Origin of the sequence: Micropruina glycogenica (assembly GCF_900289045.1) — a bacterium.
GTDB lineage: Bacteria > Actinomycetota > Actinomycetes > Propionibacteriales > Propionibacteriaceae > Micropruina > Micropruina glycogenica.
Window position 1 is genome coordinate 74,888 of the sequence record NZ_LT985188.1, and the last position, 26,258, is coordinate 101,145.

Below are 26,258 nucleotides of genomic sequence, written 5' to 3' on the forward strand. Positions count from 1 at the left end.
TTGCGTGCAGACATGACACAGTTTCGGCGACTCGATGCGGTCGAGGCCACGTTCGGGCTCCCGCGTCAGATCGTCGAAGCTCCCGACGGTTTCAGTAGTCATTCCAGCGAATCGCCTCGCCAGGCACTTGAGGGCCTCCTGGAACCCGCGCTCGCCCATACAGAACCCTGCTATGTGCTGTTCTCAGGTGGACGGGACTCCTCAGCCGTTCTCGCTGTCGCTGTCGCGGTGGCTCGACGGTTGGGCGCCGACGACCCGCACCCAGTGACTTATGTGCACCCGGACGCTCCCGGCAGTGACGAGGGTGAGTGGCAGCGTTTGGTGCTTCAACACCTCGGCATCGGTCGTCGGACCGTGCTGGAGTTCCGCGGAGAGCAGGCTTGGCTCGGCGATGCCGCTACCGAAAGTCTGGGCGCCAACGGCTTGCTGTGGCCGCCCTCCGTCCACCTGCACGGAGCCATCTACAAGCACCTGGACGCCGGAGCTTCACTTGTTTCGGGCGAAGGGGGCGACCTCGCCATCGAGGGTCGCCGAATCACGCCATTGGTGCAGGCCGTGCGTGCATTGCGCCCGCGGGCCTCCCTGCGTGGGTTGACGGAACTGGTCCGCGGTGACAGGAACCGGGCTATCCAGGGTCTGGCGGACGCTTGTGGCTGGCTCACCGCGACAGGACGGCAGCGATTTCTCCAACTCTATGCGCCCGACGCCGAGCCATTGCGCTGGGACCGTAGCCTTTACAGCGCAGCTTTCTCGCGGATCGCGGTGCTAGCCGGCTCGAACTTCCGGGCCCAAGCGCAAGCTTTCGGGCTGCTGCCGCTGAACCCGCTCGAAGAGCCACGATTTGTCGCCGCACTGATGAGGCAGGGTGGAATGCTGGGCATGGGTAGCCGTACCGACATGATGCGCTCACTGTTCGCCGATCTGCTCCCCGATGCCGTGGTCGCGCGCACCTCGAAGGCCTACTTCAACGAAACGCGCTGGTCGGAGACCGAACGAGCGTTTGCGCGCGAGTGGGAGGGTGCAGGCGTCGACCCGGAGTACAACGACCACGATCTTCTGCGCCGCGAGTGGTTGTCTGAGGCTCCGTTCACGATGAGTGCCTTCCACCTGCACGCAGCCTGGCTCGCCAGCCATGGTTTACCGTTGGCTCCTGATGGCTCTTAGGCACAGAATCCGAACCGTGCTGTCGTACCCTCCTCGACGGTGGGGCGACATGCTGACGGCAGCCGCACTGGCGATCCGTGCCGAAGTCGCGATCCGGCGTCACGGCGTGGCGGGTGCCGCTCGGGTGGGCGGTCTGCAGTTGGCCATGGACGGTGCCGCGGCTCCGGTCGCGAGTCCGACCGAAGCCGGGCTCACAGACCGCGAGCTCGAGCAACTCGATATTGCCTGGCGGATGTTGAGGTGGGGGCCGTTCAACGGCACCTGTTTGCGGCGCGCCGTCGTCGGGGGCTACTTTCTGCGGCACCATGAGCCACTGCTGCGGATCGGGGTGACGAAGATCGACGGAAAGGTGGCGGCTCACGCCTGGGTCGAGGTCGGTGCAGTTGGGCTCGACCCCGACGGTGCCGCCGTGTACCGGGTCTTGGTGACTCCGGAGGAGGTGCAAGGGTGAACGTAACCCAACTCTATGGACTGCGGATCGCAACAGATTTTGACTTGCACGACTCAGGAACCCCCACCGCAGGCCAACCGGATGTCGTTGTTCACAGCGCCGAGTCCTTCGATCTTTGGCAACCACAGCCAGTTGGGCAGGTGCTGCTGGACTTCGAGACCCACGAGCCCTGGTACACCTTGGTACGGCTCGAGGACGGACGCTTCCACTACCGGGTGCACAGCATCGGCGACTTCGTCATCTCGCCGGACGTCACCCACGTGGAGATGCGGCTGCACCGTGACGTGCAAGACGGTATGGATGCAATCATGACCACAGGCACCCTGCTGTCGCTGCTGCTTTTCCTGCGCGGCACGTCCGTCTGGCACGGCAGCGCCGTCGATGTGGCCGGTGAGGCCATCGGCTTCGTCGGTCACTCAGGTCAGGGCAAGACCACCATGGCGACCCTTTTCTGCGCAGAAGGGGCTTCGGTCGTCACCGATGACGTACTGGTGATCGATGAGGCGGGCACCCGTCCCACGGTACGTCGAGGTTCTCGCGAACTGAGGTTGCGCTCCGGAACCGCGGAGCTGGTGGAACGGCTGTCAGATGTCGCGACCCGCACGAGTGCCGATGAGCGCCAGATCCTCGCGCCCACCCACGCCGCGCAGGAGTCCACGCCTCTGCGGGCGATGCTGATTCCGCTACCCACCCGCGACGGTTCCGCGTTGAGATTCGAGCGCCTTCGGGGAAAGAATGCGGCGCTGGCCCTTGTCCGTTACCCGCGCCTGATGGGTTGGCGGGACCAAGGTGTTCTGCGGCGGCTGTTCGCAGACGCCTCCGCAGTCGCGTCGACGACACCGGTGTTCGCCGCCCTTGTACCGTGGGGCCCGCCGTTCCCAAGCGACATCTCCGGCGCGCTGGCCGAGACACTGGCATCGTGATGGATCGGTTGCGGCCGCTGGCCCAATTGCTGGTGGAGAGCGTCCGCGCCGTTGAGGGACCTTTGCCGGGCGACCTGAGTCACGTCGGCGCCCATGACTTGATGGCTGCCGGACTTCAGCATCGAGTGCGCCCGGCGATGCTGCGGCGATTGCGGGCCGCGCCGGACGCGCGACAAGACTGGGTCACGGCACTGCAGGCGTCCCGCCACGGACAGTTGATCCGGCAGATGCAGTCCGCTCACGATCTACGGCGGATCGGTGACGCCTTCTCCGAGCGAGGGGTGCGGTGGGCGGCGGCGAAGGGTCCGGTCTTGGCGAACACCGTCTGGCCGCATGTGGACATGCGCGAGTTCAGTGACCTTGACCTTTTCTTGCACCCGGAGGACTTCGCCGGAGCGTTGAGGGTGCTGGAGAAGCTGGGATGCGGCTACGTTGATCGAAACTGGCCAGAGATCCTGCGTCAGGGACGAGCTGAACTGGCCTTGACCGGCCCGTCAGGGTTCGCGCTCGATCTGCACTGGGACATGGTGGTCTCGGCCTCGGCGAGGCGATGGTTCAAGGCCGATCTACCGGCAATGCTGGCGCGTGCCCGCACCGTGCGGTTGGCACCCGACCTCGCCGTCCCGACGTTCGACGCCTCCGACACCCTGTTGCATCTGGCCCACCACGCGGCACAATCAGGAGCGAATCGCCTGGTCTGGCTGGCGGATCTGCTGCACGCCTCCGCGAACCCAGAACTTGACTGGCCGGCGGTCGCCCGGCGTGCCGACCGCGCCGGCATGGCGATCACCGTCGGAATCGTGATGGCCCGCACGGAGCGCACCTTCGAGGTGGCGTTTCCGCTTCCCCCAACGCTGCGGCGAGCGGCTGAGAGGTCGCTGTCAGGCCGCGTCGCCGCTCGGCGCGACAACATTCGCCCTTTCCCGCATCTGCCTGGCGATCCTGCGCTGTCCGGCATCGAATACTCCAGCGCTCGTCGAGGGGATCTGTCGTCGGTTGCCGCGGCCATCGGCCAGTGGTTCGGGGTGCGACGTACGGAGTGGCGGGTGAGACGGCACGGGGCAGACCAGAACCCGCTCGATAGGGCGGTCGACGACGACCAGGCGAAGGGAGCCTATTTGAGGCTCGCAGCCCACGACGGCCGCTGAGGGTCGCCTGGTCAGCTTAGGCGTCGTCTGCGATGAGCAGTTCCTTGCTGGCCAATTGCTGCAAGAAGGCTTCGGCGTCCTGCGTCGCGGTGTCAATGTCGATGCCGTACGTGCTGACGAGCAAGTCAACGAGGTCGTCGAGCGAACGATCCTGCGTCAAGAACTTCGCCAACAGGGCGCCGACGACATTCGTGGTCAGATAGGTCGACCGCTGCAGATCGAGGATCACCAACTCGCCGTCGATTTCCTGCCAGGTGACGTTCTCGGTTCGAATCCGCACGTAACCTCCATCGGAGTCTCGTCAGGTTGTGGCCGCGCACCTGGGCCGGTGGGTCCACTCCTATAGTAGGGGAAACGAGCCTTGGGTATTGGTGCGCGATGGCAGCAGCCGGCCGTGACGAGAGGGAAGGGTCTTGCGTGAGTTTTCACGTTCCGGTCGCCTTGGCGCACGATTATCTGACCCAGCGCGGGGGCGCCGAGCGGGTAGCCGCGATCATGGCCGAGGCGTTTCCCGGCGCGCCGCTGCACACGACTCTCTATGAGCCGGTCGCCACCTTCGACGACTTTCGCCGACTCACCGTCAAGACGTCGATGCTCAATCGTGTGCCCGCTTTCCGGCACGATCACCGCATCGCACTGCCTCTGTACGCGCCGGTGGTTTCCGGCCTGAGGGTCGAGGCCGACGTGCTGCTGGCGAGCTCGTCGGGTTGGGCTCACGGCATCAGCTGCACCGGGAGCAAAGTGGTCTACTGCCACGCCCCGGCCCGCTGGCTCTATCAAACGGAACGCTATCTCGGGGCAGATGAGGGCGGTCTTGGCGCGCGGACTCGACGCGCGGCGATGAAGGTCGCACTGACCGCGCTCTCGCCGTCTCTGCGCGCCTGGGACCACAAGCGGGCGCTGACCGCTGACCGCTACTTGGTCAACTCTTCGGTGATACAACAGATGGTGCTGGATGTGTACGGCATCGAAGCGGAGGTGCTGCCGCCGCCGCCGGCATTGCCAGTGGAAGGTGCGCTGGAGCGGGTGGAGGCGATCGAGGAGCCGTTCGTGCTCTGCGTTGCGCGGTTGCTGCCTTACAAGAACGTGGACGCTGTGATCTCAGCTGTGAAGGCGATTGAAGGGCTGAGTCTCGCGGTGGTCGGACGCGGCCCAGATCATGAGCGGCTTCAGGATCTGATCGGTGCAGACCCGTCGATTCACCTACTCGGGGGAGTGAGCGAGGAGGCGTTGCGTTGGCTCTACACCGAGGCAGTGGGCTTGGTAGCCGCGTCGTATGAGGACTTCGGGCTCACTCCGTTGGAGGCCGCGTCCTTTGGCAAGCCCACTGCGGCCCTGCACGCCAACGGCTACCTCGACACGATCGACCCTGCAGTGAACGGCTTGTTCTTCGAGCGTCCGGACGTGGTCTCAGTTACTGCCGGGATCGAGGCCATGATCGGTCGCTCGTGGAATGCGGACGTGGTGCGGGCGCACGCGGACATGTTCGGCAAGCGACGCTTCTGTGCCAGGCTGCAGGATGTCGTCAACGGTCTCGCCTGAAGGATCCGTGCGGGCATGGGCGATGCCGGTCGCTCGGGCGTGGGGGTGCCTGGCGGCGGTTGCGGCGGTATTTGTCGTTGCCGTCTGGACGCCGGTCGGCCAGCGAATCGACTCTGCCCTGATGGGTGCCGGCTTCGCCCCCTTGACCGTGCCGATGGAGCCCTGGCAACTGGTCCGGCGCGGTTCCCTGATGGTGGTGGCCGCCTTGGTGGGTGTCGAGGCTATTGTGGCGCTGGCTCGCAGACGCTGGGGCCTGGTGCTGCGTTGTGCGATGTTGGTCGGCTGCGCCACCCTCGTGACCACTGCATTGCGGCGAGTGCTCACCCGACCGGAGCTGGGCGACCCGACCTATCCGTTCAACACCTGGCCCAGCGGCCACGCCGCCGCCTCGGCGGCGCTCATTGTGTCGGCTTTCGTGCTAGCGCCGCCGCGTTGGCAGGGCGTGCGCATTCGGCGGCTGACCGCCGTGACCTTGGTGGTCGTGGCCGGCTCGTCGATTGCCACGTTGGCACACAGGCCCAGTGACGTGATCGCAGCGGTGTTATGGGTGGCTGCGCTCAGCGCGGTGTTGTTTCCGAATGGACCGGTGGGCTGGCGTGCATTACAGCCCGATCTGAGGCCGGCGGCATTCTGCGTCGCACTGGCGGCGGTGGCGACGTCGCTGCCATGGCTCTACCAGCTGGGGCTGCTCGCCAACGGGGCCTGGCTGGCGGCTGCAGCGCTGGTAGCCGTCGGCTGGACCGGACCCCGAAACGGCCGGTCTGCCGTCGCGGAGGGGCGTCCTAGCAGGGCTCGTAGTCGCTAGGCGGCCCCCGTATCGCTGGCGGGGGTGGCAAAGACCTCGCAGTGTTCCGCTGGTAGGCTGCCGCGGGAGTAGAAGGGGTGGTGATCGGTGGCGACAGGTACAGCAGTCTCGGTCTCGGACCTGTCGAAGGTGTACCGAATCCGGTCGTCTTCGCAGCATCGACCGACCCGGGCCACTGAGGCGATCATGCATCGACTGCGGCATCCACTGGAGCGACCAGAGTTCGAGGAGTTTTCGGCGCTGTCCGGCATCAACTTCGAGATTCCTTTCGGGGAGGCCGTCGGAATCATCGGTCGAAACGGCGCAGGGAAATCGACCTTGCTCAAGGTGTTGACCAGGATCACGGCTCCGACGACGGGGCGGATCGAACTCGGCGGGCGGGTCGGCAGTCTGCTCGAGGTGGGCACCGGGTTTCACCCTGAACTGACTGGCCGGGAGAACATCTTTCTCAACGGTGCACTGCTGGGAATGCGTCGCTCAGAGATTACCCGCCGCTTCGACGAAATCGTGGATTTCTCCGGTGTCGCCAAGTTCTTGGAAACGCCGGTGAAGCGGTACTCATCCGGTATGTATGTGCGGCTGGCTTTCTCGGTTGCGGCGCATCTGGAGACCGAGATCCTGGCCATCGATGAGGTTCTCGCAGTAGGGGACGCAGAGTTTCGAAACAAGTCCCTGGCCAAGATGCGCGACGTCGCCAAGGATGGACGAACGGTGCTCTATGTGAGCCATCAGATGGCGACGGTCACGGCGTTGTGTACCCAAGCGATCTTCCTGGCCGGTGGCAAGTTGGTGCACAGCGGATCTGTTGACGATGTTCTAGAGATGTACCGAGACAGCTTTGAGACGGTGGCCCAGACCACAGCCGTCGCATCTCGTCGGCCAGGCACGGGTGAATTGCGGGCCAGCGACGTGCGTGTCGCTGACACAATCTTCACCAGTGTCGATGACAAAGTCATCGAGATCGACGTCCCCGCCAACCTGGAATCGATCGGCTCGTACTTCATCTCGTGTCACATCAACGATGCGAACGGCATCGTGATCACCAAGTGTGACTCCCGCCTTGTGGAAGCGTGGTTCGACCCGGAGCACGACCAGCAGGTGCAGTTGACCGTCTCGGGAATATGGTTCGCTCCCGGCCGCTACACCATCGATGTTTTCATCTGTCGAATGGGCATTCTTGACGCCTGGGAGGGCGCCGCTACTTTCGAGGTGCTGCCCGAACTGCCCTATCCAGAAACGATGAACGACGAGGCTATTCAAGGAGCCTTGGTGCTCAGCGACTTCGAATACGCTCGGAGGTAGCGTGAGCAAGATTGTCATCACCCCGCCTCGGCGGCTCAACCTTCCCAAATGGCGCGAGCTGTGGGAGGCCCGTGAGGTCGCGTATCGCTTCGGTCAACGCGACGTAATCCTGCGATACCGGCAGACGGCGGTCGGCGTGATCTGGGTACTGCTGCAACCGCTGGTGGCAGCCGGTGTCTTCTCGATCGTGTTCGGAAATCTAGCCGGACTGCCAACCGACGGAGTTCCTTATTTCCTGTTCAGCTACGTGGGCATGTTGGCGTGGAATTTCTTCAATGGGCTAGTCAGTCGCGCGTCGGGTTCGCTGGTGGCGAATCAGGCCTTAGTGGCCAAAGTCTTTTTCCCACGCATGCTGGTTCCGCTCTCGTCGGTGTTCGCGGTTCTGCTCGATTTCTTGGTCGCGCTCGCCTTGGGTATCGTTTTGCTCTTCGTCTACGGCGTCAACCCAGGCTGGGGTTTTCTGCTGATGCCCGTGTGGCTCATGTGTCTGCTGTTGTTCTCGCTAGGGCTTTCGCTAGCGGCTTCGGCCTTAATGGTGAAGTATCGCGACGTGATGTATGTGATTCCCTGGGTACTGCAGATCGGATTGTACGCCACCCCGATTGCCTACTCACTAAGTGCGGTGCCCGAGGGCTTCCGGTGGTTGTTCTATGCGAATCCGTTGGCTTGGATCATTGAACTCGTTCGCGGCAGCCTGCTCGGCACAACGCCCAGTCAAGTGTGGCTCGCTCCCGCCGCCATTTTGGTGAGTGTAGTTGTAGCCTTTCTGGGCGTGTTGGTCTTCCAGAGTCGTGAACGCGAGTTTGCTGACCTGATCTAGTCGAAGGCGGCCATCTTTTCAAGGTGTAGTTCACCGAGGCCAGGGCCGAGTTGCTGGATGGTCGAAGGCTGCCATTGATCTCCCTATGGTCTGCTGCGCGCGCCTTTTCAATCGGTCGACCGGGCTGGCTGCGGGATAGTTTGCTCCCGCTGCTTCAGGGTGATCAACCACGAGCGGCAGGTACGTCGCCCTCTGCCGGCCGGTGCAACGCATCCAAGCATCTATGCGCTGCTCGAAAACAGGCTCTATATGAGCGAGAGGATAACGCCATGAGGCAGGCGCAAGTCTTCGATAGATGTGTCTGCTAAAGTCTTTTCGGCGGCCGACGAATGCAACGTCAGAAAACCCATAACCAATAGCAAAGTCGCCCTGTACGTATAAGGACTCTCGTTCTGCTAGTCCGATGTGCCAATTGTTCGGATTCCCGACGGCAATTTGTGGATTTCGTGTCATCAAGTCGACTGTGGGAGTTATCCAGTCGCCGGGTTCGCGCAAGACTGCTCCCGCGTCCCAGTAGACAACCCAGGCGGGCCCCGGCATAGTCACCGCGACAAGGCAGCAGTCGGTGAAGTGAGTTAGTCTGCGTAGATGTCGCCGCGAAAGGCCACACTTCTCTAGGGCGCCCGGAAGTAAGTCATGCACGAATGCATAGCGGTCAACTTCGTCCTTGACGGCAGAGGCGAGGGCTGCTGCCGCAGGCGGGTCGTCAACATTGTTTATCAGAACAGTTACGCAATCGAAGTCGCGGCACTGGGACTTGACCACATTGCTCATGAAACCTGGTCTCAGGACATCGCGATACGTGCGCTCGTAGCAGTTCACCACAAGGTCTATGGACACGAGGACTCCTTCTCGAACGATATGGCATCTAAAGGGTTGTTGTCGGACTAGACTGATGAAATCTGAACCGGAGGCCGGCTACGAATCAACGGCAGTCGTGCCCTCCTGAGTGACCCACTCGATTTGACTTGCTACACAAAACGTTTTGCATAGCCAAGTCTGTAGCGAAGGTCGCGCGAGCGGTCCCGAATGTGCCGGGCGGGGTTTCCCCCCACCAGTGTGTAGGCGGGAACACTCTTTGCCACTACGCCGCCGGCGGCAACGACTGCACCTTCTCCAATAGTGACTCCTGGCAGGAGGATCGAGTGACTCGACACCCACGCATGGTCCTCGATTCGAACGGGCGCACCTGTCTCGGTGAAGTCGGGGTCGTCAATGTCGTGCTGCCTTGTATAGATGCTCACGTGGCTTCCCAGATTGACACATGCACCGATCGTAAGGCCGGATCGTCCGTCGAGAAATGCAGAATCGCCAATCGTGCAGTATGGACCGATCTCGATGCGTTCGGGGGCGTAGAATTCTGCTCGCCAATGGATGCTGGAGGTTGGGTGCAAGCGCATTCCAGCACTCCTATAGAGGCAGTTACGAACCGTATGTGAGGGGATGAAACCGGCCTCACTAAGCAGGCGCAGGCGCAGATCCGCCCACACCTCGCGGCCCCATCGGACTGAACTCACGGCCTGTGGCGGCGCAAGCCTCTTGAAGGACTCGCGGAGTCGCCCCATGTCTATGCCTTCCGTGCGCGGACCCCAAAGGTACACCGGTTGGCGACCGATCCTCTACGGTTGACGAGGAGGCGACGGAAGGGTGGGAGAAAGTGGGGCGACGGCTAGGTGCGTACGTGTTGCCGGGTGATCCGGTGTGGCTGGCAGAGTCCTTGGCGCAGTACTACCCGCTGCTCGATGCTCTGGTCATCCCAGTACCCGAGGACGGTCTAGGTTGGTCTGGGGCGCCAATCCCGGTCGACGAGTGTCTGGCCGAAATCAGGCGAGTAGACACTCGCATGATCGCGCGCGAGATTCCAGGGCGATGGGTCAATGTCGACCACCCGATCATGGCCGACACCGCCCAAAGGCAGGCCGCCCTCGAAGCACTGGTCGGATCGGTCGATTGGGTGGTACAGCTGGACAATGACGAGTTCCTGCCTCGGCCCCGTCTTCTGATGGAGTCGATTGACAGGGCTGCGGCGTTGAGCCTGGATGCCGTCGAGCTTCCGATGAGGGTTCTGTTCCGCCGCACGTCGTCGCACGTGTTCGAAATCGCGGGTGCGCACGGCGACCTACACCACGAGTACCCAGGGAGCGTACTGGTTCGGCCCACCGTGCGATTGGGGAATGCGCGTCAGGTGAACGGTCGAGTTTTGCGGCTCGGTGCGCCTGAGGCGAGCGGTTCAATCCAGCTGTCGCGGCCGCCAGATGACAGCGAGACCCGTGTCATGGAGTTGGCGGCTGCGGACGCCATCGTGCACAACTCATGGGCTCGCTCGTCTCGCGAGATCCGTCGCAAGGTTGCCTCGTGGGGGCACGCAGGTGATGCAAACTTCGGGCTCTACTATTGGCTACGTTGGTGGCCTGTGCCTTGGATCTGGTGGCTCATCCGAGACTTTCACCCCTTCAGCCGCGGCCTGTGGCCGCGGCTGCGACGGTTGCCCAATGCCGGCTCGGTGGCTGATCACCCTCACCTTTGAACGTGATTCGGCTCGCGGCTCGACGTCTGTAGGCTTGGGTCCGGCCAGAGCCATCAAGGGGGTATGCCGATGAGCGGAGGATGGGTTGAGGCTATAGCCGGTCCCGCCGTCGCTTTGATCACCGGAGTCGCCTCATGACGCGAGGAAGCGACGTGGTGGTGGTGCTCTCGTACAAGGGCGCTGACGACACGATGGCCTGCGTCGAGTCTCTCGTCGTGGGGTCTCCATCCATCGAGGTCTTAGTCGTCGACAATGGCTCCGGGGACGGTCTCTTGGAGCGCGTCGGCGCCGCTTGGCCGCAGGTCCACACTCTGCAAACCGGCGCGAACCTGGGTTATAGCGGCGGCATGAACGCCGGGATTCGGTGGGCACTCAATGGCAACGCACGCACCGTGACGGTACTGAACAACGACACAGTCATTCCTTCAGGAGTTCTGGAACGCCTGGTAGAGAAAGTCACCTCTGGACTAGTGGTAAGCCCCGAGGTGCGCTACGCCGACCGGCCCGATGATGTGTGGTTCGGCGGTGGAGCAATTGATGCCGACACGGCTCTGCCCAGGCATCTGCAGGACGTCGAGTTGCGGGCTCGTGGGGGTGCGGGCCCGCTTTCGGACAGCCCGATCCTGGCCGGCTGTTGCCTCACGGCGACGGCCGAAGTCTGGAGACGAGTGGGATTGTTCGATGACCGTTTCTTTCTCATGTTCGAGGATTCGGAATGGAGCGAACGTGCGCAGCGTGCAGGAGTCCGTTTGGTGGTTGATCACACTACGCACATCCGCCACAAGGTCTCCGCATCGTTCAAAGGTCCGTTCGCCTATCTCGGTCTGTACTATTACGCCCGTAACGGGTTGCTGTTCGGCTCCATCCATAGTCCGTGGAAACCGCTTGCGCGACTCCGATTCCTGCGGCGACATGTGCTGATCGTGCCTGTCGCCGCCGCTCGCCGCGGGGACATACCTGGCGCATTGCAGTTCAGCTTGGTCATCGTGCTCGGCGTCGCGGCCAGGTTGTTGGGCGCCTACGGCCGTGCACCCGGCTTTCTCGAACGGCTCAGTCTGCGTTGGTCCGATCGCGCAGGCTCTCGCACGGTCACCGTCAATCCGGTGGTCGGCTAGCCCCCGTGGCACCACGCCAGGCCGCTTGGCAGGTGGTGGCGGTGGCGTTTACGCTGAACTGTTCATGCGTGGCACACGCCGCAGATCGAGCGAGTTGAACGTTGCGTTCGGGCTCGCGCAGGATGGCCTTCATGGCTTCGGCGAACCCCGCCACGTCACCAGGTGCGACCAGTCGTCCACGGTCAGTGCAGAGCACAGTGCCCGCGCCCAAGGGTGCGTCCGGTGGTGCGCCTACGATCTCACCGACTCCGCCGCCCAGCGTCGCAATTACGGGCACATGCCTCGCCATCGCCTCGAGGATGACCTGCCCGAAGGGTTCTGGCAATGGTGAGGCATGAACCAGTGCAGTGAAGCCATCGATCGCGGCCCGCGGGTCGGGCGCCCATCCCGTCCACTCGACGCGGTTCGCGATGCCGAGTTCATCGGCCAACTGTCTGACCTCGACTGCGTAGGGGTGATCGGAAAACAGTGCCTCGCCGACGATTCGGAATCGGACGTCAGGATGGTCTTTGCTGACGAGGGCGGCCGCCTGTATGAACTCGCGCTGCCCCTTGGTGTTGCTGATCCTGCCCAGCAGCCCGAACACCGGCGGCGTCGGGGGAGTGTGGTCGTCGGTAAAGGCGTCATCGGGCAACCCCGGATACGCCACTCTGACCCGCGAGGGGGGCAGCCTCGTCAGCCGGGCGACGTCGCGCGAGTTCGCGACCACATGTGTGGCTCGCCGGGCGAGCCGCCGCAGCGCGAACACCACTGGTGCGGCCAGATAGTCCGGAGCGATCCGGTCGTGCAGGTGCCATACCCAGGGCAGCCGGCTCCGCCAGGACGACAACTCGGCGAGCACGGCAGCCTTTAGCGAGTTGGCCACGACCAGGTCGGCATCCAGTCGCTGCACGCGTTGTGCCACTGTGCGGGCGAAGGCGAGTGAGTCCGATCCTGAGCGAACCAGGACGCGGGGATCGGTCAAGGTGGTCCGTGACTGGCCGGACGTGCGTTCCGGCATCTCCAGCACCTCGACGTCGATGCCGGCTTCTTCCAATGACACGCGGAAGGGGCCATCGCTGAACAGCAGCACCGAGACATCCCATGAGTCGTCCACGGCCAGCAGAAGCCGCTGGAGGGCAATCTCAGCGCCACCGAGTTGACCGGTGTGGTCCAGGACGACGACCCTTCGGCCGGTCACCGCCGCGCCTCTACGACTTTGGTGTAGAAGGCCCGCGTCTGTTCGGCCTGGATCTGTGGCGTGAGCAGATCGCGGTGGCGGAGGCGACCGGCCTCCGAGAGCGCGTCGCGTAGGGCAGGATCAGATGCGAGTTCGCGCATCGACGCTGCAGCCACGGCAACGTCACCGGGCTCGAACCCGTGGGCCAGCTCCTGTTGCGGCAGCGACTCGGCGTGGCCGCCCGCTACAGCCGCCACGACCGGTAACCCGGCTGCCATGGCTTCCACCACTGTCAGGCCGAAGGGTTCAGCTGGAGCACTGGCCAGCAGTATCGAGCTGGACGCCATCAGCTGCGGAACATCGTCGCGACGTCCCATGAACTCGGCGGAGCCAGCCACGCCCAGCGTGGTCGCGAGGCTCTCCAGTTCGGTGCGCAGGGCGCCGTCGCCGGCGAAGCGTATACGCCATCCCAGATCGGCAAGTCCAGACCCGGCGAAGGCGCGGAGGGCCACGTCGGTCGACTTCTCCTTTTCTAGCCGCTGCGCGACCAGAATGGACGGTTCACGCTCGACGGCTGGGATGGTGGGTGTCGGCACCCCGGGAAGGATCACCGTGCTACAGCCTTCAATCCGGTCGGCTACGAATCGGCTGATTGAAATTTGGCCGTCGAGGCCGGCGGCGATGAGCGGTGCCGCCAGAGACCCGATCCTGCTCGCCCCACGATGCTGCGCGAAGTGCCGGGTTGTTACCACTTTCGACGTTCGATTGAGCATCGCGCGCGTGCTGACAGCAACGAGTTCGGCGTCTGTCATGTGTGTGTGGATCACGTCGGCATCGCGGAATCGGCGCAAACCGCGGGCCAAGTCCGACAACGAGCCTCCCGGCGAGAACCGTACGCCTTGGGCGCGCAGTTCAGCATGCATGGTGACAGGGGAGCCGCCGACCACTGCCACGTCGTCGCCCATCGAGGATTGTGCGGTTGCCAAAGTGGCAATGTAGCGCTCGACACCGTAAAAGGCGTCTGAGTGCACGATGTGCAGAATCCTCATCCAATGCCTTTTCTGTGGATGCCCCCGCGCGGTGCGACCCACGCCGCCCGTCGAGTGCCGCTGGGCCAATCTCGCCGATCACTCTAGCCGCATACTGATGGCCAACCTTCTCGGAGGCAACGCGGGCCGGTAGGTTGAGGGCACCGCAACCGACACGATGGATGATCGCCACAGGGGGAAGCATGCCGAGCACCGCACTGCCACAGCCGATTTCGCAATGGCGCGACCGATGGTCTGGTGAACCGGGCGGCGTAGTGGTACTCGACCTGGGGGAACAACCTCCGTCCGATCTCTTCCCGATCCCCGGCGACCCGTTGCCCGATCCGGCCTACTCCACACGCATGGTGCTCAGTTCCGTGAGCGGGCTGCTGCAACTTGAGGATGATCCCACCAGTCCGGAGGAGCCGATCGGCATTGAGCCAGCCGCTTTGGTGAGGCAAGCCGAGCTGTGCGTAGACGACGCGGAGGCCGCCGGTTTCGTGATCCCCGGAACGCGGGTGCTGGAGTATCCCAGTCCACACGGAGGATCCTGGGCCAAGCAGCTCGCTCGTCGGGCGATGGTCGAGGTGACTGCCGGAGAGGCCGACCTATTGGTGGACGTGCACGGCATGATGCACGACGCCGACCAGCATGCGGCCTTCACCGAACGGCTCGATCACATGGGCCCGGACAGCGTGCTGCTGATGATGATTCACAATGCGACCTCAATTGTTCGTAATGGCATGTGGAATGCCTTGAAGAATGGACATTTCGCCTACTACACAACCCCGAGCCTGGTCGGAATGGCCAACGAGATCGGGTTGGTGGGAGTGGGTGCGTGGGAGTACCCGCTGTATGGCAACGGCACCACGATGCTCGCCTTTGCTCGGCAGGGCAGCCGCTGGGGCAGTGAGGCCGACGCGGTGACCGCCCTGATCGCGAAGGAGCTGTCCGAAGGTGCCACGGATGCGCAGTGGGTCTCCTCGTTGAACCGATCCTTGACCGAGTCGGTGGCCGCAATTCGCGCATACCTCGATGACGCTGCCAGCCGGAGCCTGACCGTCGGCGGCTACGGAGCTGCGTCACGCACGTCGGCTCTGTTGTGCTGTGCGGAAGTGACCGTCGACGAAGTGATGATGATCGCCGATGCAGCCCCGGGTAAGCATGGCCGCGCCATGCCTAGGAACCGGATTCCTATCGTCTCGCCGGCCGACTTGATTGCGGCACGTCCCGACCGAGTACTGCTGTTCGTACCGGATCTGCTGCCGGAGGTGCGGACGGCTTACCCCCAGATCGAGGCAAACGGTGGACGCTGGGTTGTCATGGATCCCACGCCGCGTGAGATTCAAGCCGATTGAGCCGCAACCTTCTTGCGGGCGAGACACATCAACGTGAAACCCATGTTCCGACCCTCCTCCCATCGCTTGAAGCGTTGGAGAGTGCCGGACAGGTGAAGCTTGGCCGCAAGGTGCTCCATCTTATCGGAGTTGACAATGTGTAAAGGGCCATCGAAAAACTTCGGACAGACGGATCTTAGTTCCATAACTTGGAACTCACGTTCCACAAGTTCGCGCAGTTCGTCAATGTCTAGCCACTTTCGGTACCAGCCAGGATTGGGCAGGTGCCTGATGCTTCTCTCCATGACAGGCCGGTTCTGACTTGCTATGACGAAGATACCTCCGGGCTTCAGAAGGTCTGCTATTCGCTTGAGGAAGCCTATCTGATCCTCGAAATGCGAGATCGTCTCAACAGTAACGACTGCGTCGTAGGAGCCCCTGTCACCTAACTCTGTCGTGAGGAAGTCGCCAGCCACAAAGCGAACATTTGGTTGATCGGCAAAGCGCTCGGATGCCTGCATCACTACTTTGTCGGCGTAGTCGGTTGCCGTGACGCGTCCGATGCGGACCAGTCTGTTTTCAAGCCATGCCGTGCCACAGCCGACGTCGAGAATTTGAGGGTTGTCAACGGTCAGATTCGTTTGTAGCCACTCTTCGATGAGCGAGCCCTGCGCGACCTGTACAGGACCCAATCCGTCATCCCGGTTGCTGCTGAGGTTCCACTCAGTCCAGGCACTTCGTGCATCCATCTCTGCTAGTCCCCAACTCGTCGATCATTTCAAGCGACCCCGAGGAACCGCCTATACTCGGCCCAGGATTGGCCCTGGCGGTCGCGTTCGCTGACGATTGTGATCGGCGCAGGCCAGGGTACCGCGAGTTCCGGGTCAGCGAAGTTTACAGTGGTGTCCTCGCCGGGTCCGTAGAAGTCATCGATCTTGTAGCAGAAGTCGGTCACGCTTGTGAGGGCCTGGTAGCCGTGCAGGAAGCCGCGCGGAATGTAGACCTGCCGATGCAACTGGTCGTCGAGCAGGAAGGTTCGCATCTCGCCGAATGTGGGCGAGCCGACCCGGGTGTCGATCGCGACGTCCAGCACTGCCCCGTGCGCGCATCGAACAAGCTTGGCCTCCCCGCGATTGAGCCTGCCGTGCAGCCCTCTCACCACACCCTGATAAGAGCGGGACTGATTCTCCTGCATGAAGCTGGTCGGGTCGACCCCCGCCTCCGCCGCGATCTTGACATCGAAGGTTCGGGTGAAGTAGCCGCGCTCGTCTCTGGCCGGCGTCGGCTCAAAGACGATCAATCCCTCAATGCCGGTTTCAATGATCTTCATGGCGCTCAGCCTAGGAGTCGTGGGCTCGTCGGGCCACGTACTCCGCAATCTGGCCCTCCGTCACCTCTCGCGGAGTCTTGCCGCCGCGCACGGCGGACTCCCAGTTCGCCACCCACGCGATTGCCTCGTCGACGTCGAGCAGGGGTCGCCAACCAAGCTCGTGCCGAGCCAGCGCCGAGTCCACCGACAGCAGACCGGCTTCGTGAGGCCCGGCTTCGCCGGTGGAGCGCCAGCGTCCGCCCCCCCAATGTTCGCCGAGGCGTTCGGTGACCTCCGCAACGGTGAGGACGTCGTCGGCGGTAGGACCGAAGTTCCAAGCGGTCGCATTGAGGTTCGGGCCCAGTTGCTCGGCGAGTGTCAGATACCCGCTCAGCGGCTCCAGGACGTGCTGCCACGGGCGGGTTGCCTGCGGATAGCGCAGCATCGCCTCGCGGCCCTCCGCCATCGACGTAACCACCTCGGGGATGAGCGCGTCGGGCGTCGCGTCTCCGCCGCCGATCACGTTGCCTGCGCGGGCGGTGGCAACCGCGTAGCCAGTGCGAGGAAACGACACCGCGAACGAATAAGTGGCCAGCTCTGCAGCGGCTTTGCTGGCGCTGTAGGGGTCATCGCCGCCCAATGTGTCAGTCTCGCGGTAGGCCCATTGCCATTCATTGTTGCGGTAGACCTTGTCGGTGGTCACCACGACACAGGACTTCACGTTTTCGATGGACCGGGTCACATCCAACACGGTTACCGTGCCGTCGACGTTGACCGAAAAGGTTTCGCGAGGGCTGGCGTAGCCCTCGCGCACGGTGGTCTGGGCGGCCAGATGAAGCACGATGTCGGGGTCACATGTCCGCATGGCCCATTGCAGCTTGTCCTGGTCGCGAACGTCGCCGCGAACGTCACGGCTGAGCACCTCGGCCACGCGGGCCCGATGGAACAGAAAGTGCTGCGGCGTCTCTAGGGCGTACCCGTGCGTTTCGGCGCCCAAGCGGGCCAGCAGCAGGCACAACCAGGCGCCTTTGAAGCCGGTGTGGCCCGTCACGAATACCCGCCGTCCACGCCAGTACGATGCCCGCATGGAGTAACGCTATCGTGTCGATCTACGGGTCTGGCCAATGAGCGATTCAGGCGGCAATTCAGCAGGTGGGGGAAGAAGATGAGTAACCGAGCGCATGATCGTACCTTCGATCGATCGAATGCGGCTCAGGCACGACTGCATCAGCTTGTGCCGGGGGGTGCGCACACTTATGCGCGCGGATCTGATCAGTGTCCAGAGTTCATCAGCCCGATCATTGAGCGCGGCGAAGGTGCTCGTGTCGTGGACGTGGACGGCAACTGGTTCGTTGAGTACGGCATGGGGTTGCGGGCGGTAACGCTCGGCTACGGCTACCGACCGGTGGTTGAGGCCGCCTGCGAGGCCGCTCATGGCGGGCTGGGCTTCTCCCGTCCCAGTATCTGGGAGGTGCGGGCCGCTGAGGCGTTCCTGGCTCACGTTCCAGGGGCTGAGATGGTGAAGTTCGCCAAGAACGGTTCAGACGTTACGACTGCTGCGATCAAGCTGGCTAGGGCGTACACGGGCCGCGATCTGGTGGCGATCTGTCGTACGCAACCCTTCTTTTCGGTGGACGACTGGTTCATCGGAACGACGCCGATGAGGGCCGGCATCCCGCAGGACGAGCTCGCTCGTACCGTCGGTTTCGCATACAACGATCTTGACTCCTTGGATCGGCTGCTGGAGCAGCATCCCAAACAGATCGCGGCCGTCATCCTGGAGCAGGCAACAGCGACCGCCGAACCTGTGCCCGGCTTCCTCGAGGGCCTGAGGAAGCGGGCCGACCAGGAGGGCTTTCTGCTCGTCTTCGACGAGATGATCACTGGGCTTCGCTGGTCCGTCGGCGGAGCCCAGGCTGTATACGGGGTCACACCCGATCTCTCCACGTGGGGCAAGGCGCTAGGCAACGGCTTCAGCGTCTCAGCCCTGGCCGGCAAGCGCGACATCATGGAACTTGGCGGCCTCAACACGGATCGTTCGCGAGTTTGGCTCCTCTCAACCACCCACGGTGGCGAAACCACCGGTCTGGCGGCCCTTCTGGCCGTCTACCGCACCTACGACGAACACGACGTGGTTGGTGAGATGGAGGCCAGTGGCGAACGGTTGCGTACCGGCCTGACAGAGTTGACCGCTCAGCACGGCCTGGCTGACTACGTCCCGATCATGGGACGCTCGACGTGCATGGTGTTCGGAACCAAAGACGCTGACGGGAAGCCGTCCCAACCGTTCCGAACCCTCTTGCTGCAGGAATTGATGAAGCGGGGCGTGCTGTCCCCATCGCTGGTGATCTCGTGGGCGCACACGGATGAGGACCTGGCCGGCACCCTGGCGGCCTTCGACGGGGCACTGGAGGTCTACGCCCGGGCCATGGAGGCCGGCACCGTCGACGGGTTGCTCGTTGGACGCCCCGTCGCTCCCGCGGTACGTGAGTTCGCTGCGCCGAGGGAACTGAGGCAGTCATGAAGGTGGTTTTATTCTGCGGGGGCTATGGGATGCGCATGCGATCCGGCGATGCCCCACTGCCAAAACCAATGAGCCTTATTGGTGCGCGACCAATCCTGTGGCACATCATGCGCGGCTATGCCGAATTCGGTCACAAAGAATTCATACTCTGCCTGGGCTATGGGGCTCAAATAATCAAGGACTACTTCTTGAACTACCGCGAGACGGGATCAAACGACTTCATCCTGTCCCATGGGGGCGCTGAGATTGAACTGCTTGAAACCGATATCACGGACTGGAAGATCACCTTCATCGACACCGGTTTGGAGACACCCATCGGCGAACGCCTTCGGCGGGTGCGCCCGTACTTGGGCAACGATGAAATGTTCATGGCCAATTACGGCGACGGACTGTCGAATGTGGACCTCGACGATCTCGTCGCCCGATTGCCAGGCAATCATGTCGGCAGCCTGCTCGCGGTAACCCCGCAGGACTCCTTCCACGTCGTCGGAATCTCGCCCGAGGGCAACCTGACCGGGCTCGAGGCCGTCGCCGACATGGACATGCGCATCAACGGCGGCTTCTTCGTGCTGCGCCAGAGCATCTTCGACTATTTCAACGAGGGGGAGGATCTGGTGACCCACGCATGCTTACGGGCGGCCGCGGAGGGCCGCTTCCAAGCGAATCGGTTCGACGGGTTCTGGGCCTGCATGGACACCGTCAAAGAGCGTGCGTATCTGGAGGGCCTGGAGGAAACCGGGATGTCTCCCTGGAAGATCTGGCGCTCAGGTCACCCGACTGTCCGCGTAGCTCCGCCGCAGGCAGCGACCATCCCGGACTAAAACCATGTCCATAATGTTGCCTGACGGCCCCCTGACAGTCCTCTGCCTGGCCGCCCATCCCGACGACATCGAGATCGCTTGCGGCGGCACGCTACTCACCTTGGGGCGCGACCGCGAACTCGACGCCGTCTCGCTGGTTCTGACCGGCACCGCTGAGCGACGTGCGGAGGCTGCGGAGGCCACGGAGGCCTTCCTGCCCGGGGCACGGCTCGAGTTCGGCGGTGAGCCGGGCGACTTCGCTGACGGATACCTGCCTGAGCAGTGGGGACGAGTGAAACGACGTCTCCACGAACTCGCTGCCCACATGGCGGTGCCGCACCTCGTTTTCGCGCCACGACCCGACGATGCGCACCAGGATCATCGGCTGCTCGGGCGCCTGGCGCCGACCGTGTGGCGCAACTCAACCATCATGCACTACGAGATCCCGAAGTGGGACGGCGACCTCGGCCGGCCCAATGTGTACGTGCCGCTGGCCGACGACATCGCTCGCGAGAAGGTCCGTGCGCTCAACGAGTGCTATCCGTCGCAGCATTCCAGGGACTGGTGGGACGACGAGTTGTTCCTGGGCTTCATGCGGGTGCGGGGCATGGAATGCAAGGGTCATTACGCCGAGGCATTCGTGGTGAACAAGCTCGTTATGGTCACATGACTCCCAGACGTGCATGGCTCTGGGCGCTCGTTGCCATTCTGCTTGCTGCGATCGGTCTCGGGTCCGGGTGGGTGCTCTGGCGCGACTACCTCTTCGAGGTTGAGGACTTTCAGATACCGGGCGGAGTGCCCGTGTTAAGTGCGGTGGAGCCTCAACGTCTGATCGTCCCGACCGACGCGCCCCCGTACGCCCTCCACGTCGCCGCAAATGGACGGAACTTCGTCGATCAGTCCGGTAATCCCATTCTCATTCGCGGGGACTCACCCTGGGCGCTGCTCTCCAGACTCAGCTTGTCGCAGATTGAGACTTACTGGCGTCAGCGGCAGCAGCAAGGCTTCAACGCAGCCATCATGTTGTTTGTGGGTTCGCGGGAGGGCAGTGGCTCATGGGACGGATCGACTCCCGACGGTATCCGGCCATTCCAGAACGATTACTTGTTTTTCAATGGCGACGTCACCCGTCTCAACCCAGCTTATTTGCAGCGGACCCGCGACGCGATCAAGTCCGCCGCGCAGCACGGCATCACGGTATTTCTCTATGCCGCCGACACCTGGTCGATGGGTCGAACCTTCCGCCCATCCAGCCAGCAGGCTTGCGCCGACTACGGACGAGCACTGGCGGCAGGTGTGGCCGACCTGCCGAACATCGTCTGGGTCCTGGGTGGAGACTTCACGCTGCACGACTCGCCGACATCGGTCGACCGGTGCTTCGACGCTGTGAGGCTCGGCATCAGGGCAGCGGGGGACCGGCGCCCGATCTCCATCCAGTTCACATCACCGATGACGTATTCCACGCTCAGTACCTTCTGGGCCTCCCGGGTGGACTGGAACTTTCTTTACAGCTATGCGCCGCCGTACCAGGGAGCCAGATCTGCTTTTCGGTCCGACCCTCCCAAGCCGGTGATTCTCGGCGAGACGAACTACGAAGGTATGAATCTTCAGCCTGGCACCCCGACCACAACGCTGGCCTCCTTGCGCAGGCAGGTTGCCTGGGCCCTAACGTCGGGGGCGTCCGGGGACTTCTGGGGAAATGACGACTGGCAGTTTCCACCGGGATGGGAGGCGCGAACCTGGCCGGGCTACCAGCAAGTCAACTCCGTGCGGGACGTTGTCGGTGCGCTGCCATGGTGGCAAATGCACCCTGCGGGGGATCGAGAGGTTGTGATCGACGATCGACCACCGAGCACCGACCTTGGGCGAGATGTGCTCGACGACGACCGGGTAACAGCCGCAACCGATGCCGAACACACGGTGGCACTTGTCTATTTTCCTGCCTCAGTCACCGTCAAGGTCGTGGCTCCGTTTGACCGCTCGGGCGTTCGGTTCGTTTGGGTCGACCCCTCCAATGGCTCCCGACGCTCGACACCGCCGAGCGCCAACGCCACGCCGCCGGGAAAGAACGCCGCGGGCGACGAAGACTGGCTCTTGGAGATAACCCGTCGTTGATCAACGGGCGAGCCAGCCGGCGTCCCAAGGTAGGCGAATCACGTCGCCGAAGACCGTCTTGATGTTGGGAAGGGTGAAGTGGCGCAGGATCACCGAGTAGCAGGATCGCCGCTGGGAAGCCGTCAACGGCGCGTCGGCCACCGTGCGAAGAAACAAGGGAGTCGCCCGCGAGTAGGGGAACACTGCGCGTGGTCGATCAGGATTGACCCAGGCTGCCTCACTGGCGCGATCCCCACCATGCCGGTCCTCGTGTTCACGGATGCTGAGCAATTGCTCCGGTACCAGGGCCAACTTGCCTCGGAGGGCGAGGGCAAGGGGGAGCACCATCTCACCTGCCACGTCAGCACAGGTGCCGCCGGCCGCCCGAGCCGCCTCCGTGCGCATGACTCCGAACTGGGTCTGCGTGACGAACTTGACCAGGAGGGTCCGGATCCTGTCCGCCACCTCGTCCGAGTCGACGTGCAGGTCGGCGTCGTCGTGTTCGCCGGTCACGTCTCCGGCGGAGTTGATCAACCGAACGCGGGGGAAGGCGAGCACGGTGTCGGCGCCCCTTTCATCGAGTACCTCGACGCACCTTCGGATCGCCGAGGAGTGCATGAGATCGTCGTGGTAGACCCACTTGAACAGTTCCCCGCGAGCCTCGTCCAGCAGTAGGTTCGAGTTCACGGCCCCGCCGAGATTCCGCTCATTGCGCTCGTAGTGAATGCGCGGGTCATGCTCGACGTACCCACGGGCGATTTCCTCCGTGCTGTCGGTTGATGCGTTGTCGCGGATCAAGAGTTCGAAATCGGTGAAGTCTTGGGCTAGCACTGAGTCCAGGGCCTGCGACAAGTAGTCCGCTCCGTTGTACACGGGCAGGCCCAATGTGACGCGTGGTTCACGCGATCCTGTCATCCCTCTGTCCTTCCGGAGCCGTCATCTCCCCCGACGCACATCGTCGATCGCTCGCAGCAATTCCGCACGCAATGATGTCTGGCCCTCTTCTATTGAGGTCGCCATCCTTTCACGAATCACTTCACGGCTCTGGTGACTGGCGAATATGGCCGTCTCAACGGATTCAGGCTCGAATGCGGCTGCCGAAAACAGATAGCGATCGAGTCCAAAGGTCCTCATGAGCGAGTCGTCCTTGTCGGCGTGGCTCAGGGCGACCACGGGAACTCCTGCCAGCAGAGCGGCGATCAGCACATGGAAGCGGCTGGCGACCACCACATCGGCATGTTCCACCACGTCGGAAAGCACATCGTCGAAACTGGGCCCAGATGTGACCGCCAAGCCCGGGCTGTGGAGACGGTCGATCAGAGCTTCCGCAACCGGGCCGTCGGCTGCGTCGCCCAGCACCAATCGGATCCGAATGCCACGATCCTGCAAGCGCGAGACCAGTTCGGCTAGACCGTTAAGATAGCATCCCTCACTCCGGGATGTGTCAAGACGCTGAGGCAGGTCGATTGGTCCGATCGCCACCACCTGAAGCTCGTCGCGATCCCGTGGAGGGCGAGAGATTGGGGCACGGGCGATGACAACGTCAGTCACCACGGCGTCCGTGCTCACGTCCAGGCCGTTCGCGGCCAGCCACGCTGGTGTTAGTGGGTCCCGGTAGGAGCGGGTTTGCGCGGCCTTGCCCGCCCAGGCTGCGAGTCGTCCGGGAATGCGGCTGGCGTAGCGTCCGCCGCCGATCGCGAACCAAACCAGCGGAACCCGCCGCATCCGGCAGGCAACCGACAGCATTGACAACCAGACCATATCGCCGCCCGGATAACGTCCCCGCGGAGCCTCCAGCAGTCCGGTCCCCGCTACGATCACCGCGTCGAACTCACCGACGATCCTGATCATCCTGACCTGGTCACCCACCTTCGAGAACAGCCGGAGCGCCTTCACGACCACCGTAGGCCGGGCGCTCGACGGCGCGGACGAGGTGAACGAGAGCGCCGGCAGCCCAACTGCACGAGTGGCCGCAACGCCAGACAAGCTGATCAATGTCACATCCGTGATAGACAGCTCACGGAGGAGCTGATGGACTACTCGGGCTGACTCGTCGTTGCCTGCGTTGCCGATTCCGAACTCGCCGTAAACCCCGATGCGCAAGGTTGCGTCGATGGTCACGCCCTCCTTCTTATCTTCGTTGCCAGGGTCGCAACAGTCTGGCGGGCCGCACGTCACCAGTCGGAACTCGATCGTCACTCTGGTCGAGATGCATCGCTTGGACGCCTAGGACCAGGCCAACGATCATCCAGGGTATGGCAGACAGTCCGGCCAACCAGTACAGGTCTAGTTGGCCTTGGGTGAACCGAGCAAGAAGGATAGCGGCGGCCAGGTTTCCATAGCTGGGGCGAAGAGTGAGCGCCGCCCAGAGCCCGCCCAGGCAAAGCACGAAAAACGCGATCGTGCCCACCACACCGGTTGAGGACAACATCTCGAAGATGGCGTTCGGAGGTTGAAAGCGCTCTGAGAAGCGATCCGTGTACCACCAACGCAGACCGACGCCGAAGATCGGCGACTCGCGCCAGATTTCAATCGACTGAGCGAACCACACGATCCGCTGCGAGGCCGAATTGAACCGATCGCCCTGTTCGTACTGTTCGAGTTGATCCGACAAGGAGTTGAAGACAAACCACATTCCGGGCAGCAGAGCCAGCAGCAGCACACGACCACGGCCGGCGCCACCCTGCCTGCCCCGCAGGCTCATGATAAGAATCGTGACGGCTACCGACACCATCGCCTGCCGTGAACCCGAGGCTGCGATTCCCAGTGCGCACGCCAGCATGACCGGATAGGCGAACCGCTTGCTCCAGCCCAGCCAGCTCGGACGCATGAAGGCGATGATGAAGCCGAAGGCCAACACGTCCCCGATGAAGTTTTTGTGCAACTGCGGCAGGTAAACCGGACCGAACGCATGCTCGGTGGCGAGCATGATCCCACCCATCACGAACGCCCACAGTCCGATGAAGACGCAACCGAGCAGATACAGCTTGAGCGCTGGGCTGGCGAACCCGTATCGTCCCACTACCCAGCCGACCAGCAGGCCGCCGATCACCATGAACATTTCGTGACCCCACTCGATCAGGTTGGCCACGTAGGGGTTGAGCACGAGGGTCGGGATCAGCAGCGCCTGGTAGGCGATGCCCAGCCAGATGAACTGCTGGAGGTCCTTAGCCTCGGATCGCCGATAGAGCAGGAAGGCTGGCAACGTGCCGGCGATAAGCACCAGATCAGTGAGGCTCAGCGGGCCGGTGCGCATCGGGAGAAGCACTGCGGGGAATGCCATCAAAGGCACCAATGCGATGTTCGTGCTTGCCAGCCCGATCGCCAAGACGGCAACGCCAAGGACGATGGCGAAGGTTCCGAATGCGGCGGCGATCCATCCCAGACTTGCGGCAACCAGCAACAGGATCGCCGAGGACAGCAGAAATGCTGCGGTGTCGCCTAGCCACTCGGGTCGCACGCGGCGTAGATTTGCCAGTCTTCTGCTGATGGTGGTGGTCGGTCGGGTCTGAACGCTCATTGATGACTCCGCCGCAGCAACGGAGCAAAGGATCGCGCGACCCGGTCGATGTGTGTGCTGAGGTCCGCCAACACGGCCTCCCACACCTGGGTCGGTCTGCCCATAGGGTCCTCCACGGCGTCGTAGCTGGGGTTTCCCAGGATCGAGTTCACCCTGCGTGCCTCTCCCACCATGACAGCTGCATCCCTGAAGTTGGCTCGTCGGGGCAGTGTGATCGAGTCCGTGAGTTCGGTGAACTGTTTCAGCGGATACACGCGTGCCCAGGCGTCGGGGGCAAGGGCCACTATTTCTCGCGCGTGCTCGCGCGTCATGGTGAGAATCAAGTCGCTCACCTCGACCAGCCGAGCCCCGACCTGAACGCTGAGGTGTCTGGTCAGATCAAGTCCGTGGTTTGAAGCGACGCGGACCCCCACCGACGGTGTCGCGAACCCTCCGGTCAGAAGCCCGGCGGACGCAACGAGTGCATCGACCTCCAGCCTCTGAAATGCGCGGCGCATGAGCTGTTCGGCCAGCGGTGAACGGCAGCGGTTGGCGGTACAGATGAACAGAAGCCGAGGGGGCAGCGAAGCCAGATCAGACACCACGTCGGGCTGGCCGACGCGCGCCGATGATGCGCTCCTCGGCTGGACCGTTCGCAACTGACTTCTCCGTAATGGTGAGATGGTGGCGAGTTCTGTACGTCATCATATT

At 63.1% G+C, this 26,258-nt stretch carries 26 protein-coding genes; 15 read left to right on the top strand and 11 right to left on the bottom strand.

Annotated features, from left to right (window positions below; translation table 11 throughout):
* The first annotated feature begins 12 nt into the window (after positions 1-12).
* Genes MPLG2_RS18165 through MPLG2_RS00350 form a run of 4 tightly spaced genes read left to right on the top strand, consistent with a single transcriptional unit; the run spans position 13 to position 3,686 of the window.
* Positions 13-1,164: an asparagine synthase-related protein gene (locus tag MPLG2_RS18165; RefSeq protein WP_158680731.1), complete on the top strand. Its 1,152-nt coding sequence runs from the start codon at positions 13-15 to the stop codon at positions 1,162-1,164.
* Between the two features lie 49 nt (positions 1,165-1,213).
* Positions 1,214-1,615 (top strand): lasso peptide biosynthesis B2 protein, encoded by a 402-nt coding sequence (locus MPLG2_RS00340; protein WP_158680732.1) that lies wholly within the window; start codon positions 1,214-1,216, stop codon positions 1,613-1,615.
* Positions 1,612-2,538, top strand: coding sequence for a phosphoenolpyruvate carboxykinase (ATP) (locus MPLG2_RS00345; RefSeq protein ID WP_158680733.1), 927 nt, complete (start codon positions 1,612-1,614; stop codon positions 2,536-2,538). Before MPLG2_RS00340 ends, MPLG2_RS00345 begins: the two co-directional genes overlap by 4 nt.
* Positions 2,538-3,686 carry a nucleotidyltransferase family protein gene (locus MPLG2_RS00350; RefSeq protein WP_231936035.1) on the top strand — a complete coding sequence of 383 codons (1,149 nt, stop codon included), beginning with the start codon at positions 2,538-2,540 and terminating at the stop codon, positions 3,684-3,686. Before MPLG2_RS00345 ends, MPLG2_RS00350 begins: the two co-directional genes overlap by 1 nt.
* Positions 3,687-3,702: 16 nt before the next feature.
* Here MPLG2_RS00350 and MPLG2_RS00355 read toward each other — a convergent pair whose 3' ends face one another.
* Positions 3,703-3,966, bottom strand: coding sequence for a PqqD family protein (locus MPLG2_RS00355; protein WP_105184422.1), 264 nt, complete (start codon positions 3,964-3,966; stop codon positions 3,703-3,705).
* 137 nt (positions 3,967-4,103) lie between these two features.
* Between MPLG2_RS00355 and MPLG2_RS00360 the strand changes: the two genes are divergently transcribed.
* From MPLG2_RS00360 to MPLG2_RS00380, 4 genes are all read left to right on the top strand, one after another.
* Positions 4,104-5,228 (top strand): glycosyltransferase, encoded by a 1,125-nt coding sequence (locus MPLG2_RS00360; RefSeq protein WP_197710021.1) that lies wholly within the window; start codon positions 4,104-4,106, stop codon positions 5,226-5,228.
* A 7-nt stretch (positions 5,229-5,235) separates the two neighbouring features.
* Entirely contained in the window at positions 5,236-6,033 is a 798-nt protein-coding gene (locus MPLG2_RS00365) for a phosphatase PAP2 family protein (protein WP_158680734.1), read from the top strand.
* A 186-nt stretch (positions 6,034-6,219) separates the two neighbouring features.
* On the top strand, positions 6,220-7,335 hold the full coding sequence (locus MPLG2_RS00375; protein WP_105184426.1) for an ABC transporter ATP-binding protein: 1,116 nt from the start codon (positions 6,220-6,222) through the stop codon (positions 7,333-7,335).
* Position 7,336: 1 nt separating this feature from the next.
* Complete coding sequence (locus MPLG2_RS00380) at positions 7,337-8,155, top strand: ABC transporter permease (RefSeq protein ID WP_105184427.1); 819 nt, start codon at positions 7,337-7,339, stop codon at positions 8,153-8,155.
* Positions 8,156-9,126: 971 nt separating this feature from the next.
* Here MPLG2_RS00380 and MPLG2_RS19770 read toward each other — a convergent pair.
* The gene (locus tag MPLG2_RS19770; RefSeq protein WP_408632046.1) at positions 9,127-9,720 is read right to left on the bottom strand and encodes an acyltransferase; all 594 of its coding nucleotides are present in this window, start codon (positions 9,718-9,720) and stop codon (positions 9,127-9,129) included.
* A gap of 116 nt (positions 9,721-9,836) precedes the next feature.
* On the opposite strand from MPLG2_RS19770, the gene MPLG2_RS00390 reads away from it, so the two are divergent.
* A complete protein-coding gene (locus tag MPLG2_RS00390) occupies positions 9,837-10,682 on the top strand; it encodes a hypothetical protein (protein WP_158680736.1) in 846 nt (281 codons plus the stop codon).
* 152 nt (positions 10,683-10,834) lie between these two features.
* On the top strand, positions 10,835-11,797 hold the full coding sequence (locus MPLG2_RS00395) for a glycosyltransferase family 2 protein (RefSeq protein ID WP_158680737.1): 963 nt from the start codon (positions 10,835-10,837) through the stop codon (positions 11,795-11,797).
* Here MPLG2_RS00395 and MPLG2_RS00400 read toward each other — a convergent pair.
* Together MPLG2_RS00400 and MPLG2_RS00405 are read right to left on the bottom strand one after the other, a co-directional pair.
* A complete protein-coding gene (locus MPLG2_RS00400; protein ID WP_105184431.1) occupies positions 11,778-12,977 on the bottom strand; it encodes a glycosyltransferase in 1,200 nt (399 codons plus the stop codon). The genes MPLG2_RS00395 and MPLG2_RS00400 overlap by 20 nt on opposite strands.
* Complete coding sequence (locus MPLG2_RS00405) at positions 12,974-14,005, bottom strand: glycosyltransferase family 4 protein (RefSeq protein WP_105184432.1); 1,032 nt, start codon at positions 14,003-14,005, stop codon at positions 12,974-12,976. Before MPLG2_RS00405 ends, MPLG2_RS00400 begins: the two co-directional genes overlap by 4 nt.
* Before the next feature lie 182 nt (positions 14,006-14,187).
* Between MPLG2_RS00405 and MPLG2_RS00410 the strand changes: the two genes are divergently transcribed.
* Positions 14,188-15,342, top strand: a complete 1,155-nt coding sequence (locus tag MPLG2_RS00410; RefSeq protein WP_158680738.1) for a transferase — start codon at positions 14,188-14,190, stop codon at positions 15,340-15,342.
* On the opposite strand, the gene MPLG2_RS00415 is transcribed toward MPLG2_RS00410, so the two are convergent.
* From MPLG2_RS00415 to rfbG, 3 genes are read right to left on the bottom strand one after another with little or no spacing between them, the layout of a single operon-like run.
* Positions 15,330-16,070: a class I SAM-dependent methyltransferase gene (locus tag MPLG2_RS00415; RefSeq protein ID WP_105184434.1), complete on the bottom strand. Its 741-nt coding sequence runs from the start codon at positions 16,068-16,070 to the stop codon at positions 15,330-15,332. The two genes, MPLG2_RS00410 and MPLG2_RS00415, sit on opposite strands and share 13 nt — an antisense overlap.
* 29 nt (positions 16,071-16,099) lie before the next feature.
* The gene (gene rfbC / locus MPLG2_RS00420) at positions 16,100-16,651 is read right to left on the bottom strand and encodes a dTDP-4-dehydrorhamnose 3,5-epimerase (RefSeq protein WP_105184435.1); all 552 of its coding nucleotides are present in this window, start codon (positions 16,649-16,651) and stop codon (positions 16,100-16,102) included.
* Between the two features lie 10 nt (positions 16,652-16,661).
* Positions 16,662-17,717: a CDP-glucose 4,6-dehydratase gene (rfbG, locus tag MPLG2_RS00425; RefSeq protein ID WP_105184436.1), complete on the bottom strand. Its 1,056-nt coding sequence runs from the start codon at positions 17,715-17,717 to the stop codon at positions 16,662-16,664.
* 78 nt (positions 17,718-17,795) lie between these two features.
* Here rfbG and MPLG2_RS00430 point away from each other — a divergent pair, with 78 nt between their 5' ends.
* The 4 genes from MPLG2_RS00430 to MPLG2_RS00445 all read left to right on the top strand — a co-directional run bounded on the left by MPLG2_RS00430 (position 17,796) and on the right by MPLG2_RS00445 (position 22,069).
* Positions 17,796-19,154 carry a glutamate-1-semialdehyde 2,1-aminomutase gene (locus tag MPLG2_RS00430; protein WP_105184437.1) on the top strand — a complete coding sequence of 453 codons (1,359 nt, stop codon included), beginning with the start codon at positions 17,796-17,798 and terminating at the stop codon, positions 19,152-19,154.
* A complete protein-coding gene (locus MPLG2_RS00435; RefSeq protein WP_105184438.1) occupies positions 19,151-19,975 on the top strand; it encodes a glycosyltransferase family protein in 825 nt (274 codons plus the stop codon). Before MPLG2_RS00430 ends, MPLG2_RS00435 begins: the two co-directional genes overlap by 4 nt.
* A 13-nt stretch (positions 19,976-19,988) precedes the next feature.
* Positions 19,989-20,624, top strand: a complete 636-nt coding sequence (locus MPLG2_RS00440; protein WP_231935730.1) for a PIG-L deacetylase family protein — start codon at positions 19,989-19,991, stop codon at positions 20,622-20,624.
* A gap of 71 nt (positions 20,625-20,695) precedes the next feature.
* A complete protein-coding gene (locus MPLG2_RS00445; protein WP_158680739.1) occupies positions 20,696-22,069 on the top strand; it encodes an apiosidase-like domain-containing protein in 1,374 nt (457 codons plus the stop codon).
* Here the strand turns inward: MPLG2_RS00445 and MPLG2_RS00450 are convergent, their stop codons facing one another.
* Genes MPLG2_RS00450 through MPLG2_RS00465 form a run of 4 tightly spaced genes read right to left on the bottom strand, consistent with a single transcriptional unit; the run spans position 22,070 to position 26,149 of the window.
* Positions 22,070-22,963 (bottom strand): glycosyltransferase family 2 protein, encoded by an 894-nt coding sequence (locus tag MPLG2_RS00450; protein ID WP_105184441.1) that lies wholly within the window; start codon positions 22,961-22,963, stop codon positions 22,070-22,072. It lies immediately after the preceding gene.
* A gap of 21 nt (positions 22,964-22,984) precedes the next feature.
* Entirely contained in the window at positions 22,985-24,169 is a 1,185-nt protein-coding gene (locus tag MPLG2_RS00455; protein ID WP_158680741.1) for a polysaccharide pyruvyl transferase family protein, read from the bottom strand.
* Positions 24,170-24,179: 10 nt separating this feature from the next.
* A complete protein-coding gene (locus MPLG2_RS00460; protein WP_105184443.1) occupies positions 24,180-25,568 on the bottom strand; it encodes an O-antigen ligase family protein in 1,389 nt (462 codons plus the stop codon).
* The gene (locus MPLG2_RS00465) at positions 25,565-26,149 is read right to left on the bottom strand and encodes an arsenate reductase/protein-tyrosine-phosphatase family protein (RefSeq protein ID WP_158680742.1); all 585 of its coding nucleotides are present in this window, start codon (positions 26,147-26,149) and stop codon (positions 25,565-25,567) included. Before MPLG2_RS00465 ends, MPLG2_RS00460 begins: the two co-directional genes overlap by 4 nt.
* Between the last annotated feature and the right edge of the window lie 109 nt (positions 26,150-26,258).

Excerpts from the sequence above, each read along its gene's own strand:
- MPLG2_RS19770 (WP_408632046.1), bottom strand. The coding sequence starts at position 9,720 with ATGGGGCGACTCCGCGAGTCCTTCAAGAGGCTTGCGCCGCCACAGGCC.
- MPLG2_RS00415 (WP_105184434.1), bottom strand. The coding sequence starts at position 16,070 with ATGGATGCACGAAGTGCCTGGACTGAGTGGAACCTCAGCAGCAACCGG.
- MPLG2_RS00435 (WP_105184438.1), top strand. The coding sequence starts at position 19,151 with ATGAAGGTGGTTTTATTCTGCGGGGGCTATGGGATGCGCATGCGATCC.
- MPLG2_RS00340 (WP_158680732.1), top strand. The coding sequence starts at position 1,214 with ATGCTGACGGCAGCCGCACTGGCGATCCGTGCCGAAGTCGCGATCCGG.
- MPLG2_RS00375 (WP_105184426.1), top strand. The coding sequence starts at position 6,220 with ATGCATCGACTGCGGCATCCACTGGAGCGACCAGAGTTCGAGGAGTTT.
- rfbG (WP_105184436.1), bottom strand. The coding sequence starts at position 17,717 with ATGCGGGCATCGTACTGGCGTGGACGGCGGGTATTCGTGACGGGCCAC.
- MPLG2_RS00350 (WP_231936035.1), top strand. The coding sequence starts at position 2,538 with ATGGATCGGTTGCGGCCGCTGGCCCAATTGCTGGTGGAGAGCGTCCGC.
- MPLG2_RS00440 (WP_231935730.1), top strand. The coding sequence starts at position 19,989 with ATGTTGCCTGACGGCCCCCTGACAGTCCTCTGCCTGGCCGCCCATCCC.
- rfbC (WP_105184435.1), bottom strand. The coding sequence starts at position 16,651 with ATGAAGATCATTGAAACCGGCATTGAGGGATTGATCGTCTTTGAGCCG.
- MPLG2_RS00410 (WP_158680738.1), top strand. The coding sequence starts at position 14,188 with ATGCCGAGCACCGCACTGCCACAGCCGATTTCGCAATGGCGCGACCGA.
- MPLG2_RS00460 (WP_105184443.1), bottom strand. The coding sequence starts at position 25,568 with ATGAGCGTTCAGACCCGACCGACCACCACCATCAGCAGAAGACTGGCA.
- MPLG2_RS00405 (WP_105184432.1), bottom strand. The coding sequence starts at position 14,005 with ATGAGGATTCTGCACATCGTGCACTCAGACGCCTTTTACGGTGTCGAG.
- MPLG2_RS18165 (WP_158680731.1), top strand. The coding sequence starts at position 13 with ATGACACAGTTTCGGCGACTCGATGCGGTCGAGGCCACGTTCGGGCTC.
- MPLG2_RS00430 (WP_105184437.1), top strand. The coding sequence starts at position 17,796 with ATGAGTAACCGAGCGCATGATCGTACCTTCGATCGATCGAATGCGGCT.
- MPLG2_RS00450 (WP_105184441.1), bottom strand. The coding sequence starts at position 22,963 with ATGACAGGATCGCGTGAACCACGCGTCACATTGGGCCTGCCCGTGTAC.